Source organism: Parasphingomonas zepuensis, assembly GCF_036663735.1.
Classification (GTDB): Bacteria; Pseudomonadota; Alphaproteobacteria; order Sphingomonadales; family Sphingomonadaceae; genus Sphingomonas.
In genome coordinates this window covers 350293-365365 of the sequence record NZ_JAXOJO010000002.1, presented here as the reverse complement: position 1 = coordinate 365365, position 15073 = coordinate 350293, and the positions used below count along the sequence as shown (strand labels likewise).

General features: G+C 65.0%; 12 protein-coding genes. 6 read left to right on the top strand and 6 right to left on the bottom strand.

Translation table 11 applies throughout. The features are described from left to right. Positions 1 to 56 precede the first annotated feature (56 nt). Both U1769_RS08145 and U1769_RS08140 read left to right on the top strand, forming a co-directional pair. Positions 57 to 1763, top strand: a complete 1707-nt coding sequence (locus U1769_RS08145) for an Hsp70 family protein (RefSeq protein ID WP_332714559.1) — start codon at positions 57 to 59, stop codon at positions 1761 to 1763. Continuing rightward, on the top strand, positions 1760 to 3517 hold the full coding sequence (locus tag U1769_RS08140; RefSeq protein ID WP_332714557.1) for a hypothetical protein: 1758 nt from the start codon (positions 1760 to 1762) through the stop codon (positions 3515 to 3517). Before U1769_RS08145 ends, U1769_RS08140 begins: the two co-directional genes overlap by 4 nt. Positions 3518 to 3582: 65 nt before the next feature. Here U1769_RS08140 and U1769_RS08135 read toward each other — a convergent pair whose 3' ends face one another. The 5 genes from U1769_RS08135 to U1769_RS08115 form a co-directional block, all read right to left on the bottom strand. Continuing rightward, positions 3583 to 4065, bottom strand: a complete 483-nt coding sequence (locus U1769_RS08135; RefSeq protein WP_332714555.1) for a Csu type fimbrial protein — start codon at positions 4063 to 4065, stop codon at positions 3583 to 3585. Further along, complete coding sequence (locus tag U1769_RS08130) at positions 4053 to 6098, bottom strand: fimbria/pilus outer membrane usher protein (RefSeq protein ID WP_332714553.1); 2046 nt, start codon at positions 6096 to 6098, stop codon at positions 4053 to 4055. Before U1769_RS08130 ends, U1769_RS08135 begins: the two co-directional genes overlap by 13 nt. Positions 6099 to 6390: 292 nt before the next feature. Continuing rightward, positions 6391 to 7062: a fimbrial biogenesis chaperone gene (locus U1769_RS08125; protein WP_332714551.1), complete on the bottom strand. Its 672-nt coding sequence runs from the start codon at positions 7060 to 7062 to the stop codon at positions 6391 to 6393. 63 nt (positions 7063 to 7125) lie between these two features. Continuing rightward, positions 7126 to 7599 carry a Csu type fimbrial protein gene (locus tag U1769_RS08120; protein WP_332714549.1) on the bottom strand — a complete coding sequence of 158 codons (474 nt, stop codon included), beginning with the start codon at positions 7597 to 7599 and terminating at the stop codon, positions 7126 to 7128. Between the two features lie 105 nt (positions 7600 to 7704). Then, the gene (locus tag U1769_RS08115; RefSeq protein WP_332714547.1) at positions 7705 to 8097 is read right to left on the bottom strand and encodes a winged helix-turn-helix transcriptional regulator; all 393 of its coding nucleotides are present in this window, start codon (positions 8095 to 8097) and stop codon (positions 7705 to 7707) included. 103 nt (positions 8098 to 8200) lie between these two features. Between U1769_RS08115 and U1769_RS08110 the strand changes: the two genes are divergently transcribed. After that, positions 8201 to 9070 (top strand): SDR family oxidoreductase, encoded by an 870-nt coding sequence (locus tag U1769_RS08110; protein WP_332714545.1) that lies wholly within the window; start codon positions 8201 to 8203, stop codon positions 9068 to 9070. An 84-nt stretch (positions 9071 to 9154) separates the two neighbouring features. Here U1769_RS08110 and U1769_RS08105 read toward each other — a convergent pair whose 3' ends face one another. Next, the gene (locus U1769_RS08105; RefSeq protein WP_332714543.1) at positions 9155 to 10720 is read right to left on the bottom strand and encodes a hypothetical protein; all 1566 of its coding nucleotides are present in this window, start codon (positions 10718 to 10720) and stop codon (positions 9155 to 9157) included. Positions 10721 to 10976: 256 nt separating this feature from the next. On the opposite strand from U1769_RS08105, the gene U1769_RS08100 reads away from it, so the two are divergent. Genes U1769_RS08100 through U1769_RS08090 form a run of 3 tightly spaced genes read left to right on the top strand, consistent with a single transcriptional unit; the run spans position 10977 to position 15072 of the window. Next, a complete protein-coding gene (locus tag U1769_RS08100) occupies positions 10977 to 13136 on the top strand; it encodes a TonB-dependent siderophore receptor (protein WP_332714541.1) in 2160 nt (719 codons plus the stop codon). Then, the gene (locus U1769_RS08095; RefSeq protein WP_332714539.1) at positions 13136 to 13714 is read left to right on the top strand and encodes a hypothetical protein; all 579 of its coding nucleotides are present in this window, start codon (positions 13136 to 13138) and stop codon (positions 13712 to 13714) included. Before U1769_RS08100 ends, U1769_RS08095 begins: the two co-directional genes overlap by 1 nt. After that, positions 13711 to 15072, top strand: a complete 1362-nt coding sequence (locus tag U1769_RS08090; protein WP_332714537.1) for a PepSY-associated TM helix domain-containing protein — start codon at positions 13711 to 13713, stop codon at positions 15070 to 15072. Before U1769_RS08095 ends, U1769_RS08090 begins: the two co-directional genes overlap by 4 nt. Position 15073: the final 1 nt, after the last annotated feature.

The window sequence follows — 15073 nt, the reverse complement described above, 5'->3', positions numbered from 1 at the left end:
GGATGGCGCTCGCAAAGGAAACTCGTTACGCTGCCGCGACAAGGCGGGGGCCAAGCATGATCGTCGGCATTGATCTGGGAACGACCAATAGCGCCATTGGCATCTGGCGCGATGGCGGAGCCGAATTGATCCCCAATGCGCTCGGCGATCTTCTGACTCCATCGGCCGTCAGCGTCGGCGATGATGATGAGATCATCGTCGGGCTCGCCGCACGAGACCGGCAATCTACTCATCCCAAACTGACCGCCACAGCGTTCAAGCGCTGGATGGGCACGAAGCAGACCATCACGCTCGGGAAGCGAAGCTTTGCCGCGGAGGATCTCTCCGCGCTGGTGTTGTCCAGCCTGAAAGCGGATGCCGAAGCGTTCCTCGGCGAGCCGGTGACCAGCGCGATCGTGACCGTGCCCGCCTATTTCAACGACCGTCAGCGCAAGGCGACACGGCGCGCGGGCGAATTGGCCGGGCTGACGGTCGAGCGGCTCGTCAACGAGCCCACCGCCGCCGCGCTGGCTTACGGCATTCAGACACGGGAACAGCGGGAGCCTTTCCTCGTCTTCGATCTGGGCGGAGGCACGTTCGACGTCTCTATCGTCGAAATGTTCGATGGCGTGATCGAGGTACGCGCCTCGGCCGGCGATAATCGGCTCGGGGGCGAGGATTTCAACGAGGTCATCGTCGAGATCGCCCGGCCGCGGATCGACCCCGATAAGCGGCTGGCCAAGGCCGACGCTTTGTCGCTGCACGAGTTGTTGCGCGCGGCGGCGGAGCGGTGCCGGCGCGACCTCAGCGAAGCGGATACGGCGATCTTTGCCATGACCTGGGGCGGGCAGAGGTTCGAGACGGCGGTCAGCGCGACCGAATTCGAGACTCAGGCCGCACCGCTGCTCGCTCGCCTGCGCGATCCGGTGCTGCGATCGCTGCGCGACAGCGATATCCGCGTGGATTCCCTGAGCGCCGTTGTCCTCGTCGGCGGCGGGACGCGCATGCCGGTCGTGCGCCGAACGATCACACGGATGTTCAGCCGCTTTCCCGACGCGACGGTCCATCCCGATCACGCGGTGGCGCTCGGTGCCGCGGTACAGGCCGGGCTGAAGGCGCGCGACGCGGCGCTCGAGGAAATCAGGCTGACCGATGTCTGCCCGTTCACCCTTGGCGTGGATCATAGCGTGCTGGACGCCCGGGGGGTGCGCCGCGCCGGCGTCTTTTCGCCCATCATCGAGCGCAATACGCCGATCCCGGCGAGCCGGGTCAAATACTACGCTACTATCGCGGATAATCAGCGGACCGTCGAATTCGGCGTCTATCAGGGCGAAGCACATGAAGTGCGCGGCAATGTTAAACTGGGATCGTTGCGCGTGCCGGTGCCCCCGGCGCCGGCCGGGCAAGTCCATGTCGAATGCCGGTTCAGCTACGACACGAGCGGGCTGCTCGAGGTCGATGTGCATGTTCCCGCATCCGGGCTTGAGCGCAACCTCGTCCTCTTCGAGGAGGACGACGCGCCCGATCAGGCGCAGATCGCTGAACGACGCGGCGTATTGGCCGACCTCAAGCGCCATCCGCGCGAGGCCAGTTCCAATATGGCGGTGATGGCACGCGCCTCGCGCTGTTATGAAAGCTTTATCGGCGAGCGGCGCGACCAGATCGGCCATTGGATCATTGCCTTCGAAGGCGCTCTCGACCGCCAGGAGCCTCGCGCGATCGATCAGGCCCGCGATGCGCTGACAGCAGCACTGGATGAGCTCGAGGGCGAACGCTACCTATGAACACGCCGCGCTCCGTGTGGCGGCGGCTGAAGATCGAACCGACGCGCGACATCGCGGCGATTCGTTCGGCTTATGCTGCCGTGCTGAAGAGCATCGATCCGGACACGGATCGCGCCGGCTTCGAAGCGCTACGCGAGGCGAGGGAGCAGGCCCTGGCCTTTGCCCGGCGCGACGACGGCGCGGTGATCGACGACGAGGCGGCGACTTCACACGATATCGCCATTCCTTTGGGAGCCTATGGGCGCGGCAATCTGGACGCACCCATCCTTGGCGATAATCGCCCGCGCGGCGATGTGACGACGACGGTGCCGCCGGCCGCAGAGGAGTTGTTCCAGACATTTGAACGGCCTGCCTCGACCGGTGGCCAGGGACGCGTCATCCCGTTGCACGGGTTGAACGACGCGCTGGTGATCCGGGTTCTCGGCCTGTCTCGCGTATCGTCGATGCTGGAAAACAGTCCGCTGACGGCGCCCGAGTCATTTGACGAGCACTATCGCGCGGTCCTTTCGATCCTGTTCGGGGAAGATGGACAATTCGTACGGATAACCGGCAATGTCGCCGATATCCTCCGCAACCACGTTGCGGCACTGCTACGCGATCCGCGAATGGCGGAGATTGCGTTCTACGCTGATGCGGAACGGTGGTTTGCGCAGATAGTCTCGCGCGGGATGCCAAGATCCGATGTGATCCTCGCACCGGTCATCGAGCATTTCGGCTGGCTGGCGAGCCGTGGCCGGATCGATCAATCTACCGAGATCGCCGCTGTGGTTGCCCGTCATGATTCGCTGGTGTTTCTCGCCGCTGTCGGCCGGCCCCAACACCCGCTATTCGTTGCGTGGAACGAGTTAACCAGACCCGCCAATGAACGCAGCCACCGGGACTATAGCGTCAGCCGCAAGAAAGTGAACGAACTGCTGGAGATAGTTCGGCGCGACTATCCCGATCTCGAACAGGCGATGGACTGGTATCGCGTGTCGCTGTGGGAAAATCCGACATCGATATCGAGCCGTTTGCCGGGAGGATTCTATTTCTTGCTGACATGGGTGATCATCTTCGGGCTGGGCAGCCTGGGGTATTGTTCGCCGTCGCAGCGACGCCCGAGCTATATATCGCCGCCGCCCGCACTCATTCTGGACGAGCTTGTATCACCGGATGACGACATAAACGCGGCTCTGCGCGATGTCGCCAATGCCAGCGTGAGCATGCACTTATTGAGAGAAAAGAAACCGTCCCTTGCGGCGATGCTCGAAGCAAAATGGCAGAAGGCGAAGGAATTGAAACAGGGGCGTGACGCGTTCTTGCGCGACACAACCCGCCTGCTCTTTCAGCGCTATCGCAACGGCTTGAGACGCGCGGATCATGCGTTGATATCGCAATATCGCCAACTCGATCTCGACGAGGCGAAAGCTGCGCTTGAAGCAGGTTCCGTCGGCTGCAGCAGCTATTTTCAGGGTGGGTATTCACCCGGGCCGCGATCAGTCGAGTTCGGCCGGAGGAATAGCGAGATCATCGTCCGTGTATTGACCGAACTCGATACTGACCCACCGCGCGGCCCCGTTTCCAGAATGTTCACCATAAAGGGGGCTGTGGTCGACGCATCGGCCATTCGCGCGGGCATGACACGCACCCGCTTCCTTGCGGCGATGGATGAAATGCCAAGCTCACTGCCCCGATGCAGGACGCGGATCGCGTTGCTTGAGACAGCGCTCGCCTTGCCACCGAAGGACGGGTTGAAACTGCTTCGGGATATGTAAAGGCGTGAGGACTGAATCCGGGATTGGAGGGCATTGCGGGTCGCCCCTTCAATAGCCGCAACACATCAGAATTCGAGCTGAACGGTGATGTCGTCGGAATATTGGCCGGGGCTGACGGACTGGCCCGGGAAAATCACCCCGTGGATGGTGTAGACGGAGCGCCCCTGAGACCGGATATTGGCTGAGGTAAGGGCGACGCTCCCATCCGTTCCATCGCCGATGACGCGCACATGGCTGGGTTCGAGAAACAGATTGTAGCGCAGGCTATCTGTCCCGGACGTCATCTTCCGATCCGAAAAGCGCCCCGAGCGCCCATTCGACATCACGATGCGGGGACTGACCGATGCCGTACCGGGCGGGCAGACCACAGTCACCGTCCCGATCGCACTTGCCGCGCCACGCGTGATCGCATCATAGCCCGGAAAGACGAGCGACGAGATGATCACGGTGCAGGAGGCCGCCGCTTCTATCGGGTCAGCCGCCCGCGCCTCGATCGGCGCGAGCAGCGCGCAGAGCGCGAACGGGGCGAACGGCGTCACGGGTCGCATGTCAGAGGTCCTATGCGCGGCAAACCATGATGTTGTGCGGCGGTAAGCGAGAAGGAAGCCGAGCATGAATGGTCCGGCCATGTCACGATCAGCCGATTGGTGCCGGACGCGACATCGCGCAGGTAAACCTCACCATCATAGCCGAGCAATGCCGCCTCGCCCCCCGGACCAGGCGTCACGCTGGCGCCGACCGGCACCGGAGTGCCATCCGGTTTCCTGAGCGTGACGAGCGCCGATCGCGGCACACGCACGTCGAACCGCGTTATCATGCCGCCGCCGCTTCGGGGCGCCACAAGCTGCCGCGTGTCCTTGACGACCGCATTCACCGGAAGATCGAGGGCATTGATGGACAGCCGGTTGGCGACATAGGGCTGCAACCCCGGCACGAGCAGGCGACCATCCTTCTTCGTCACGCCGATAAGGTGGTTTTCCAGCGACACGCTCACCCCTTTCTGGCCCGAGACATCGACCAGGGTGAAGCCGTCATCCACCAGCCGACTGACGAAGAACTGACCGCCCATGAAGATCAGGGACTGGCTGAGTTCGGCCTGCACGCCCGTAGAGCCATTCAAATGGTCGATGCGGCCGTACAGCCCGGCCGACGTTCCGCGCCAATACGCCTGGGCGCTCAACTCGTCGGTGGCGCCCCGGCTGCCCTGGACCTGCCAGTTGAGGCGCTGATCCCGGCTTTCGCCATTGACCTGGGCTGAAATGCTCTGCTGTCCATTGCGCCAGCTCTGCTGCGCATAGGCCCGGCTTCTGCGTCCGAGCTGAAGGGTTGCGGAGAGAATGCCGCCCCATCCCCCGCCGCGGGTTTCGCCGAAAGCAGAAGCAGCAAGATCCATCCCGTTCCCGCGGCCGACGTGCAGGCGATAGGATCCCGACGCAATGCTGCTGAGCGACTGCGTGGTATTCCTGGACACGACATAGGCCATGTTGACGCTGCCCGCTCGTCCCAGGTTCAGGCCGAGGGCAGCGGTCGCCCGATCGATGAAGGCGCCGGCGTCGAAGGTGCTGGCCAGATCCCGATAATCGCCGTCCGCATGGGTATAACTGGCTGACAGACTGAATCCCTGCGCGGTGTGCTCCACCCCGACATAATAGGCTGCGGCCGTGCCCGCCGTCCCGCTGCTCATGAGCAGGCCGCTGTCGATGACGCCGAGCGACGCGACGCGCACGGTGGCGCCGACGGCTGCTCCCCCATATCCGCGCGTTGCGGCCGCATAGCCTCTCAGCGTCAGTCGATCGGTAAGGCCGTGGCTGGCGGTGCCGGATGCGAAGGGGCGCCCGTAATCATTGCTTGCCTGCGTATAGGACAGACGGGGAAACCCGGCTTCGACATCGAAATCGGTCATGCCGGCCGCGAGCAGCTGGCTCGATGAATAGAAGAGCAGCGAGACCTGGGTGCGCCGGCCCGCCTGGTCGGTGACGACCATGTCGATGGTATTGGACCCGCCGGGAATGGGCAGGTCGCCCAGCCTTACGACACCGGGATTGACGGCCTGCGAGTAACTGCGAACCCCGTTGACGAAGAGATCGATCGTGGACGGAACGGCGATGTCCCGGCTCAGGCTAGCGACCGGCGACGTCACGATATCGGGGCGCAGGCTGAAATTGCGCGCCCATTGCACGCCGCCAAAGCGGATGGGTCGCACCCAGCTGGGCCCTGCAGTGTAGGAATCACCGATCCTGAGGCTCTGACTACTGTCGGGATCGTCGAACACGATGCTGGTGTCGAGGCGAACGTAACGGCTCTGGCTGCTGTTGACCGTCAACAGCCCGGTGCTCGCCGCGGTAAAATACGGCGAGAAGATCCGTGTACCGAGATCCGCCGACAAGGACCGTCCAAACAGCGTGTTTCCGGATTGGGGGGACCATTGGCCGAAAAGATCATAGGACAGCATCGCTCCCCAGTCCGCCCGGCTCTGAATGCGTTGCGCGCCCGCAGAGACCTTGAAATCGGTCTCCTTCAGCAAGCCCGGCGAGGCGGTGATCTCGATCGCCTGGGCGCGCGGATCGATCGTCCAGCGCACGCCGGGCAACCGATCGAGCTCGATCCATTCGCCGCCGGCGATATGCGTGACGAGACTGTCGTTCTTGCGAAAGCCGATCGCTTCGAATTGCTCGGCCCGGATCGCGAGGCTCTCACCCTGGAGCCGGAAACGCGCGACCACCCCCGTCGCCCAGCCATTCACGCGCACATCGAGAATGTGCGAAATGGCCTCGTCGGCAGGGCGCTGATCGGTTGCGGGAAGCTCCGCCCTCGCCGAAACCGCGCAGCCCATGAGCAGCAGCGGTAACAAGGTCAGGCGCAGTCGATGCCCGTCAAGGAAGGATGGGCGCATCGGCGTTCACCTCGCCGAAATCCCCGTCTGCTGTGATGGTCACGGTTGCGGCCGTCAGCGGGACATCCGGGACTGTCCAGCTTTGCGATCCCCCGCTCAGGACATAGCCCGAATTGGAAGAGGGAACCGCAATGTGCGTGCCACCGACCGCGACGTTGAGATTGAGGAGTCGATTGCGGCGTGCCCCAGTGTTGACAGCGGTCAGCACCAGCCCCGCGGCGCTGCGCCTGGCGCTCCACTGGATGTCGGGACGCAAGACCCCTTTGGGCGCGACGAATACCGGGACCAGTGCCCGCAACCGGATGCGCATGCCGGCGCCCGGAGTCGGCTCTCCCAACGGGATCTCGTCCAGGATCAGGCGAAAGGCCTTTTCCGATGTCCGCTTGGCCGGCTCGTCCAGGAAAAGGCGCACGATCTGCTCTTCTCCAGGCGCGAGCGTGCTCATCGGCGGGCTGGCAATCAGCGTCCCGGCCAGACTTAAGCTTTCCACGCCATCGACCTGCGACCAGTCCATCGCCCTCACCTGGAGGTTGATGGGTGAAGCGCCGGTGTTGCGGACCGTGATGATCGCCGACTGCTCCCCGCCGGTCATTTCGACGCGGACCGGGCTGATGCCCATGGCCTGCGCCCATGTCGGCGAGGAGATCATCATGCTGGCGACAGCGACAGCGAGGGCCGGTAACCGCATTGCCGGGCGATCCCTATCGAGCCTCGATCAGAACGCAGCGGTGACGGTGACGGTATCCGAATAGCCGTCAGCATAAACCAGCTGGCCCGTACCGACCTTCGCGTAGAGCTGAACCGACTTGGTGGTGCCGTCGGTCGAAGTGACCTGAATGTTGGCGCCGATGACGCTGGTGGTCGTGCTGGCATCCGAATAGAGGCCGTAGGCCAAAAGATCGGCCCGGGCAGCGCCCTTCATCTTCAGGACCTGTCCCACGGCGTTGGGGCTGCTGAAGGAAAGGGTTGCAGTCGTGCCCTTGGTGCAGGTGACCGACAAGGTCGCGTTGCCGGTGAGCGCGGTGGTGCTGGTCGGGTCGTAATTCGAAAGATTGATGTCGTTCGGCGAGAGCTGGCAGGCGGCGTTGACGGTCGTCGTCACCTTGAAACTGCTGGTGGTTGTCCCGGCAAAAGCCGCAGACGGAAGCAACACTGCGGCAGCAAGCGCTGCAGCAACAAAAACGCGCATTTGGATTCCCCCCATGACGGGCCGTGAGCCGGCACCGTAACGATCGCATTAAGGATAGTTATGGCACAGTCAATGCCATAATATCTGCGACTGCCGTCGGCGAAGCTACCCCGCCATCCGCGCGCGGGCCGCCAGCACCGCCGCGAAATTCGCCTCGGCCCATTCCACCAGCCCGAGCATTGGTGCGGCGAAACTCTTGCCCAGCGGCGTCAGCGAATAGGTCACGCTGGGCGGGACGGTCGGCTGCACGTCGCGGTGGACGAACCCGTCGGTTTCGAGCCTGCGCAGCGTCTGGGTCAGCATCCGCTTCGAAATGTCGGGCACGGCGCGGGCCAGCGCGCTGAACCGCTTCGGGCCGGCCGACAGCGCAGCGAGCAGCAGCATCGACCAGCGATCGCCGATCTGATCGAGCAGGTTGCGCACCGGACAGCGCGTCTCCTCGAACCCCTTGACGGCCCAGTCCTTGAACCTTGCGCCGAGCGCCGCATCTGCGTCCATCAGTTACTCCCGCGTAACCAGGTGACGGAAAAGTGCCGTCTTACCGGCTCGATTGCTGGTCTCTATCTGAGACCATGTCAACAAACCGAGACCGGAGATATTCATGACCAAGCCTCGTTTCGCCGTGACTGCCGCCAGCGGCCAGCTTGGCCGCCTCGCTGTCGCCGCGCTCGCCCGGCGGGTCGGGCCGGAGGCAGTCGTCGCCATCGTCCGCGATCCCGTGCGTGCGGCCGGCCTGTTCCCTGCGGGCGTGACGATCCGCCACGGCGATTACGACCGGCCCGAAACGCTCGAGGCGGCCTTTGCCGGTGTCGAGCGCGTCCTGCTGATCTCCTCCAACGCGCTGGGCGCGCGCGTCGCGCAGCACCGCAACGCGATCGATGCGGCCAAAAATGCCGGCGTCGCCCGGATCCTCTATACCAGCGTGCTCCGCACCGACAGCTTGCAGCTCGACCTCGCTGAGGAACACCGTCAGACCGAGGCCCTGATCGCGGCGAGCGGCCTTGCCCACACACTCCTGCGCAACGGCTGGTACACGGAGAATTACACGGCCTCGATCCCGCCTGCGCTTCAGCACGGCGTGTTCATCGGCAGTGCCCGCGAGGGCCGCATCTCGGGTGCCGCGCGCGTCGATTATGCCGAGGCGGCGGCCATCGCGCTGACCGACGATGCAGCCCCCGCCCGCGTCCTTCTCGAACTGGCCGGAGACCAGTCCTTCACCCTTACCGAGTTCGCCGCGGAACTGTCCCGCCAGGCCGGGCGGGAAATCCCCTATGTCGACCTGCCCGAGGCCGAGTATCGCGCGGCTCTGACCGGCGCGGGCCTCCCCGAACCGCTCCCTGGCCTGCTGTCGGCGTGCGATGCAGCGGCGGCCGAAGGCGCGCTGTTCGACGATGGGCGACAGCTCTCCCGCCTGATCGGCCGCGCCACGACGCCTTTGGCCGCGACGATCGCGGAGGCGCTGAAGGGCTGAGGCCGGCGTGGCGCTCATCGTACGAGCGCCCCACCCGACGGGCTTCGGCCCGCATCTGTCACCAGAATTACGGGACGGACAGGCTCAGCCGGCCGGTTTTTTCGCTGCCTTCTTGGCCTCGAGCCGGTCGAGCATCTCGCGTGCGGTCTCCTCGTCGTCGGCGTCCCCGGCTATCTTGTGCTTCAACTTCGCCTGCTCGCGCTTCTGCCGATCGCGGGGGCTCAGCTCGGATGGATCGACCATCTGGAACGCTGCCGGGCGGATGACCGCGATCGCTGCGTCCAGCAGGCCCCGCCGCTCGAAATCAGCCGCCACTTCGTGACGCAGTCCGTCTTCCTGCGGCAACATCGTGAAGGCGGAATAGAGCGCGTTCTGGGCGGATTCGGGTGGCATGATCCCCTGGCGCAGATAGGTTTCGTAGAAACCGCGCAGGATCTGCGGCCGATCGGGCATTGCTTTCGCCGCGGCGCCATAAATCTGGCGCACCTCGCGCCATTGGACGGGATCCGTGGACCGCGCCGCGACCAGCATGTCCGACCGCGCATCGGCCTGGGCGGCGAGCGCCAGCCCGTCGTTGGGCGCGATACGAAGCCAGTGCTCCGCCGTCGCCGCAGCATCGGCGGCGCGGCCGGCCAGCCGCTGCGCTTCGGCGTTCAGGGCCAGCGCGTGCACATCGTCGGGATAGCGCGCGGCCACCTTCGCGACGCGATCGGCAAAGGCCCCGACCTCCGCCCGCGGCACGCCCGCATAAAGCTGCATCTCGAAGTCGATCATGGCGTCTTCCGCCGGCGACAGCGCGCGCACCTCCACCGGCCCCGGATCCAGTTTCTTGAAGGGCAGCACGATGGCGTTGAGCGCGCCGCGCCTGGAATAGTCGCGCAATTCCCGGTCGAGCTTGTGAAGATCGCCGAAGGCTTCAGTCGCCGCCTGCGCGTAGGGCCGTCCCTTGTTCACCTCGGTCAGATAGGTTTTGAGCTGGCCCGGGCGGGCATTGGCATTCGACAGATAGTGCACCAGCAGCCAGCCTTCGGCATAAAGCAGGCCCACATTATCGACATCCGCATAGCTTTTTGCGGTCAACAGACGTTCTACCGGCAGCCAGTCGTTCATCTGGAACGCGCGATAGCGGTTGGCGACCCGTTCTCCGATCGACACGACATTGCCCCGTTCGATCGACATCGATCCGATATAGTCGGCGAACCCTTCCGTGTACCAAACCGGATAGGTGGCCGGGAAATACTGAAAGGTGAAGTGATGGGTCAGTTCGTGAAACAGGATCTGCTGCGCGTTCAGCCCGTCCTTCGCCGTATCGCCTTTTGATCCGTTCCCATTGCCGTCGTTCGAGCGGGACATGATGGCAAAGGCGCCCCGTTTGACGGTCGAATAATAGCCGGCGACGCCGCCGCCATAAGGCATGGTGGCCTGTACGGCCGCACTGTCGGCGACGAGGAACACGCTGATCCGGGCGGGGCTGGGCGTTTCCGTCGTTCCGGTCATGAAGCGCAGCGCGATCTGGAACTTTTCGAGCCGCTCGGCCGCGTCCCGCGCGCTGGTCTCGCCCCGCTGGGTATAGACGACGAAATGATCCGACTTCGCGACCGACCATCCGGCCTCGGCCGAGGCCGGCACGACCGCAAGAAGGAGCGCCAAGAGCTTGCGATGCATATCATAACCCCCAATTTTTCGCCGCAAGCTAAGCCAGGGGCGGCGCGGGTGCAATTGCCCCGCACGCAAACCCTTTTGCGATTCGGGACAGGAAGGCAGACCACCCCACCAAATACCGCCCCTGAAACAATCTAGTTATTGCGAGCGCTTCTCAATCTCACTAATGCCTCAGTGACTCGCGGTCGGACGAGCCGGGCTTAGCGCCCGCTTCGCCGGAGCTCGCGCAAGTTGGGGACACGGATTGAAAATCACCGCATCACTGCTGCTCGGCGGCTCGCTGGTCGCCCTGGCCTTTCCCGCGGCCGCCCAGACCGCGGCAGAAAAGCCGGCTGAAGAACAGGCGGAGCTGGGCGACGATATCGTCGTCACCGGCACCTACACGCTCCCCGACAAGATCGACACCGCGACCGGCCTCGGCCTGACGGTGCGCGAGACGCCGCAGTCCGTCAGCATCATCACGGCGCAGCGCATCCTCGACCAGAATCTGACGACCATCGCCGATGTGATCCAGAACGGCGTGGGCGTCACGGTCAACCAGGTCGATGATGTCCGCAACAGCTTCTATGCGCGCGGTTTCGAGATCCGGAACTACCAGGTCGATGGCGTACCGACCGCCTGGACCCTCGCCGGCGGCGCGGGCGAGACCATGGCCGATGTGTCGATCTTCGAGCGAGTCGAGATCGTCCGCGGCGCGACCGGCCTGCTCAGCGGCGCGGGCGATCCGTCCGCCTCGGTCAATCTGGTGCGCAAGCATGCCGACAGCGCCGAGTGGAAGGGGTACGTCAACGCCAGCTATGGCAGCTGGAACACCTGGCGGGTGTCGGGCGATGTCGGCGGCGCGCTTACTTCGGACGGCCGCATCCGCGTCCGCGCCGTCGGCCGCTATGAAGAGGCCGAGAGCTATATCGATCTCTACAAGAACCAGAAGTTCGTCCTGTACGGCGTGGTCGATGCCGACATAACGGACACCACCTTGCTGCGCGCCGGCATCAGCCACCAGGAAGGCCGGCCGGACGCCCCGACCTGGGGTGCCCTGCCCTCCTTCTACAGCGACGGCAGCTTCGCGGTCTGGCCGCGCTCGCACACGCCCGCCGCGCCCTGGACCTATTGGAACACCGTCAACCAGAACATCTTCGCCACGCTGAGCCAGGATCTGGGCGGCGGCTGGAGCGCCACCGTCAACTACAACCGGATGAAGAATTCCCAGTCGACCGAGCTTCTCTATCTCTCCGGCCTGGTCGACAAGGCGACCGGCGATATCCAGTATGGCTATCCCTACAAGGACAAGGGCAAGAGCATCCAGAACAGCTTCGACGCCCAGGTGAAGGGCCGGCTCAGCCTGTTCGGGCGCGACCATGAACTGGTGGTGGGCGCGCTGCACAGCGTGCAGAAGCGCGACGACATCACCTATGTCGCCCTCGCCTTCCTGCCGGGAGAGGATTTCACGAACCTCGGCGGCAGCGCCTATCCCTATCCGGGTTTCTCGACCACCGGCTCGCTCGACGTCAAGGAACGCGTCGAGCAGAACGGCTATTATGGCGCGTTGCGGCTCAACGTGAGCGATCGGCTCAAGCTGATCGGCGGCGGCCGCCTGTCGAGCTGGAAGCAGACCGGCTTCTCCTTCGGCACGACGAGCAATTACGGCGATGACAATGTGTTCATCCCCTATGTCGGCGCGCTCTACGACGTCACGTCGAACCACCGCCTCTATGCGAGCTACACCAAAATCTTCCAGCCGCAGAACGCGCAGGACATCGGTTTCCGGCAGCTCGATCCGCTCGACGGCAAGGCCTATGAGATCGGCCTGAAAAGCGCCTTCTTCAACGAGGCGCTGCAAACCTCGGTCGCGCTGTTCCGCATCGAGCAGGACAATCTGGCGGTGCTGCTGCCGGGCGACCCCGTCATACCGCCGGGTGGTGGATTGCCGGTGAGCCAATATCGCGCCGCCGACAACACCGTGAGCCAGGGCTTCGAGCTCGAGGTCACCGGCAAGCCGCTGCCCGGCTGGAACGTCAATTTCGGCGTCAGCCATTTCAAGATCGAGGATGAAGATGGCGATCCGATCAACACCGATCAGCCGCGCACCTTGGTCAAGCTGTTCACCACCTACTCATTGCCCGGCGCGCTGAGCGGGCTGACCGTAGGCGGCGGCGTCAATTATCGCAGCAAGGCCTATTCCACCGGGAACAACCCGGTCACGCTCGCGGCCCTGCGCTTCCAGCAGGACGGATTTGCGCTGGTCAGCCTGATGGCCCGTTACGCCGTGACCGAGAAGCTGCAGCTGCAGGCCAATGTCGCGAACCTGCTCGACAAGACCTATTACAGCCAGATCGGCTTCTACAGCCAGTATCGCTACGGCGCGCCGCGCAGCTTCACCCTCGGCGCAACGTACCGCTTCTGATGGAAAACGCGCTCCTCATCGTGGCAGGCATCGGCGCGGCAGGCGGCAGCGCTGCGCTGCGCTTCGCCTGGTCCCTGCCCCGCCGCTCGCGCGCGTGGAACGGCATCGGCTGGGGCCTGTTCGGGCTCGGCCTTGTGCTGGGATGGCTGGCCGCCGGCGCCTGGGGCGCCTCGATCGCCGCATTGGCCGGCATGACGGCGGCGTTGCTGATCCTCGCTTATGCAGCCGGCACCGCGCCGGCCGCGGCCGGCGCCAAAGCCTCCAATCGCCGCGCAGGCGCCTTGCCGGAAGGTGGCGAGCCATGGCGGCTCGGGCGGCGGATCGCCACCTTCCTGATCGTCACGCTGGCCGCGATGATCGTCTCGGTCGGCCTTGCCGTCGCGGCGCGCGAGCTTATCGTCTGGTCCGGCGCGGGGGAGGCCAATGCCAATGTCGGGAGTTTCTTCGTCATGCCGCTGGCCTGGGCCCTGCTCGCCTTCGCGCTGCTGATGGAGGAGCGCCGCGTCCGCCAGTGGCGGCTGCTGGCGCTGTGCGCCGTACCGGGCGTGCTCGCGGTCGCCGCCGGGGTGGCGGCATGACGGTCGCGCCGGAAAGCTCCACCGTCAAGCGCGCCCTGTCGGCCCATGCCGCGATCGGCCTGCTCGCCGGCATGCTGCTCTATATCGTCAGCCTAACCGGCACGGTCGCGGTTTTCTACGAGGAATGGCAGCGCATCGAGCAGCCGGGCGCGCCGGAAATGGCGTCGATCGATCCCCAGGCCATCCAGCGCGGCGTCGCAGCGGTGCTGGCCAGCGAAGCGGGCAAGCCGCGCACCACGCACCTCTATGTCCATCTGCCGGTCGAATCCCTGCCCCGCGCCACGATCACGACCGACACCCAGGCCGTGCATCTCGACGCGGCGGGCGCGATCGCGGCCAAAGAGGAGGTCGCTTGGTCCGATTTCCTGGTCGAGCTCCACTACATCCTCAACATTCCCGGCGTGATCGGCATCACCATCGTCGGCGCGCTCGGCGTGATGATGCTGGCGCTCGCGCTGTCCGGCGTGATCGCCCATCCGCGCATCTTCCGCGACGCCTTCCGCCTGCGCGCACGCGACGGCAACGGCCTCGGCCTCGCCGACTGGCACAACCGGCTGAGCGTCTGGACCCTGCCCTTCACCGTCGCGATCGCGCTCACCGGGGCGCTGATCGGCCTGGCCAGCATCGCCGGCTACAGCGTGGCGAAGCTCAGCTATGGCGGCGATCTCGAGGCCGTCTACGCCCCGATCTTCGGCGCCGAAGGCAAGCCGGACAAGACCGCCGCGCCCGTGCCGGATATCGTGACGGCGATGGCCTATATGAAGGCCCACCATCCCGGCCTGCGCCTGACTTATATCACGCTGCACGATCCGCTCACCGCCGGGCAGCACATCCAGATCCTCGGCACGCCGGAGCGCCGGCTGATCTTCGGCGAATATTATAATTTCGACGCGAAGGGCCGCTTCATCGGCGCGGCAGGCCTCTCCGACGGCGCGCTCGGCCAACAGGCCTCGGCCTCGACCTACAATCTCCATTTCGGCAATTTCGGCGGCCTGCCGGTCAAGATCCTCTATTTCGTCCTCGGCCTGGCCCTGACCGGGATCTGCGCGACCGGCAGCTATATCTGGCTGGGCAAGCGCCGGCGCCGCGGAATCCACGAGCCGCGGCTGCGCGCGATGTGGGATGCCGTGGTGTGGGGATCGCCGCTGATCCTTGCCGCCACCTTCATCCTGCGCAAGGTCGCCGGGAACGACGTGCCGCTCGTCGCGATCTACTGGCTCGCCACGGCGGCGCTGCTCCTCGCGGCGTATTTCATCCCCGCACCGCGAAGGCTGGAGAAGATCCTCAGCCGGTCGCTCGCTGCGGCGCTGCTGCTGGGCTCGGCGCTGGCGGTCGGGGGCTTCGTCACGGCCGCCTGAG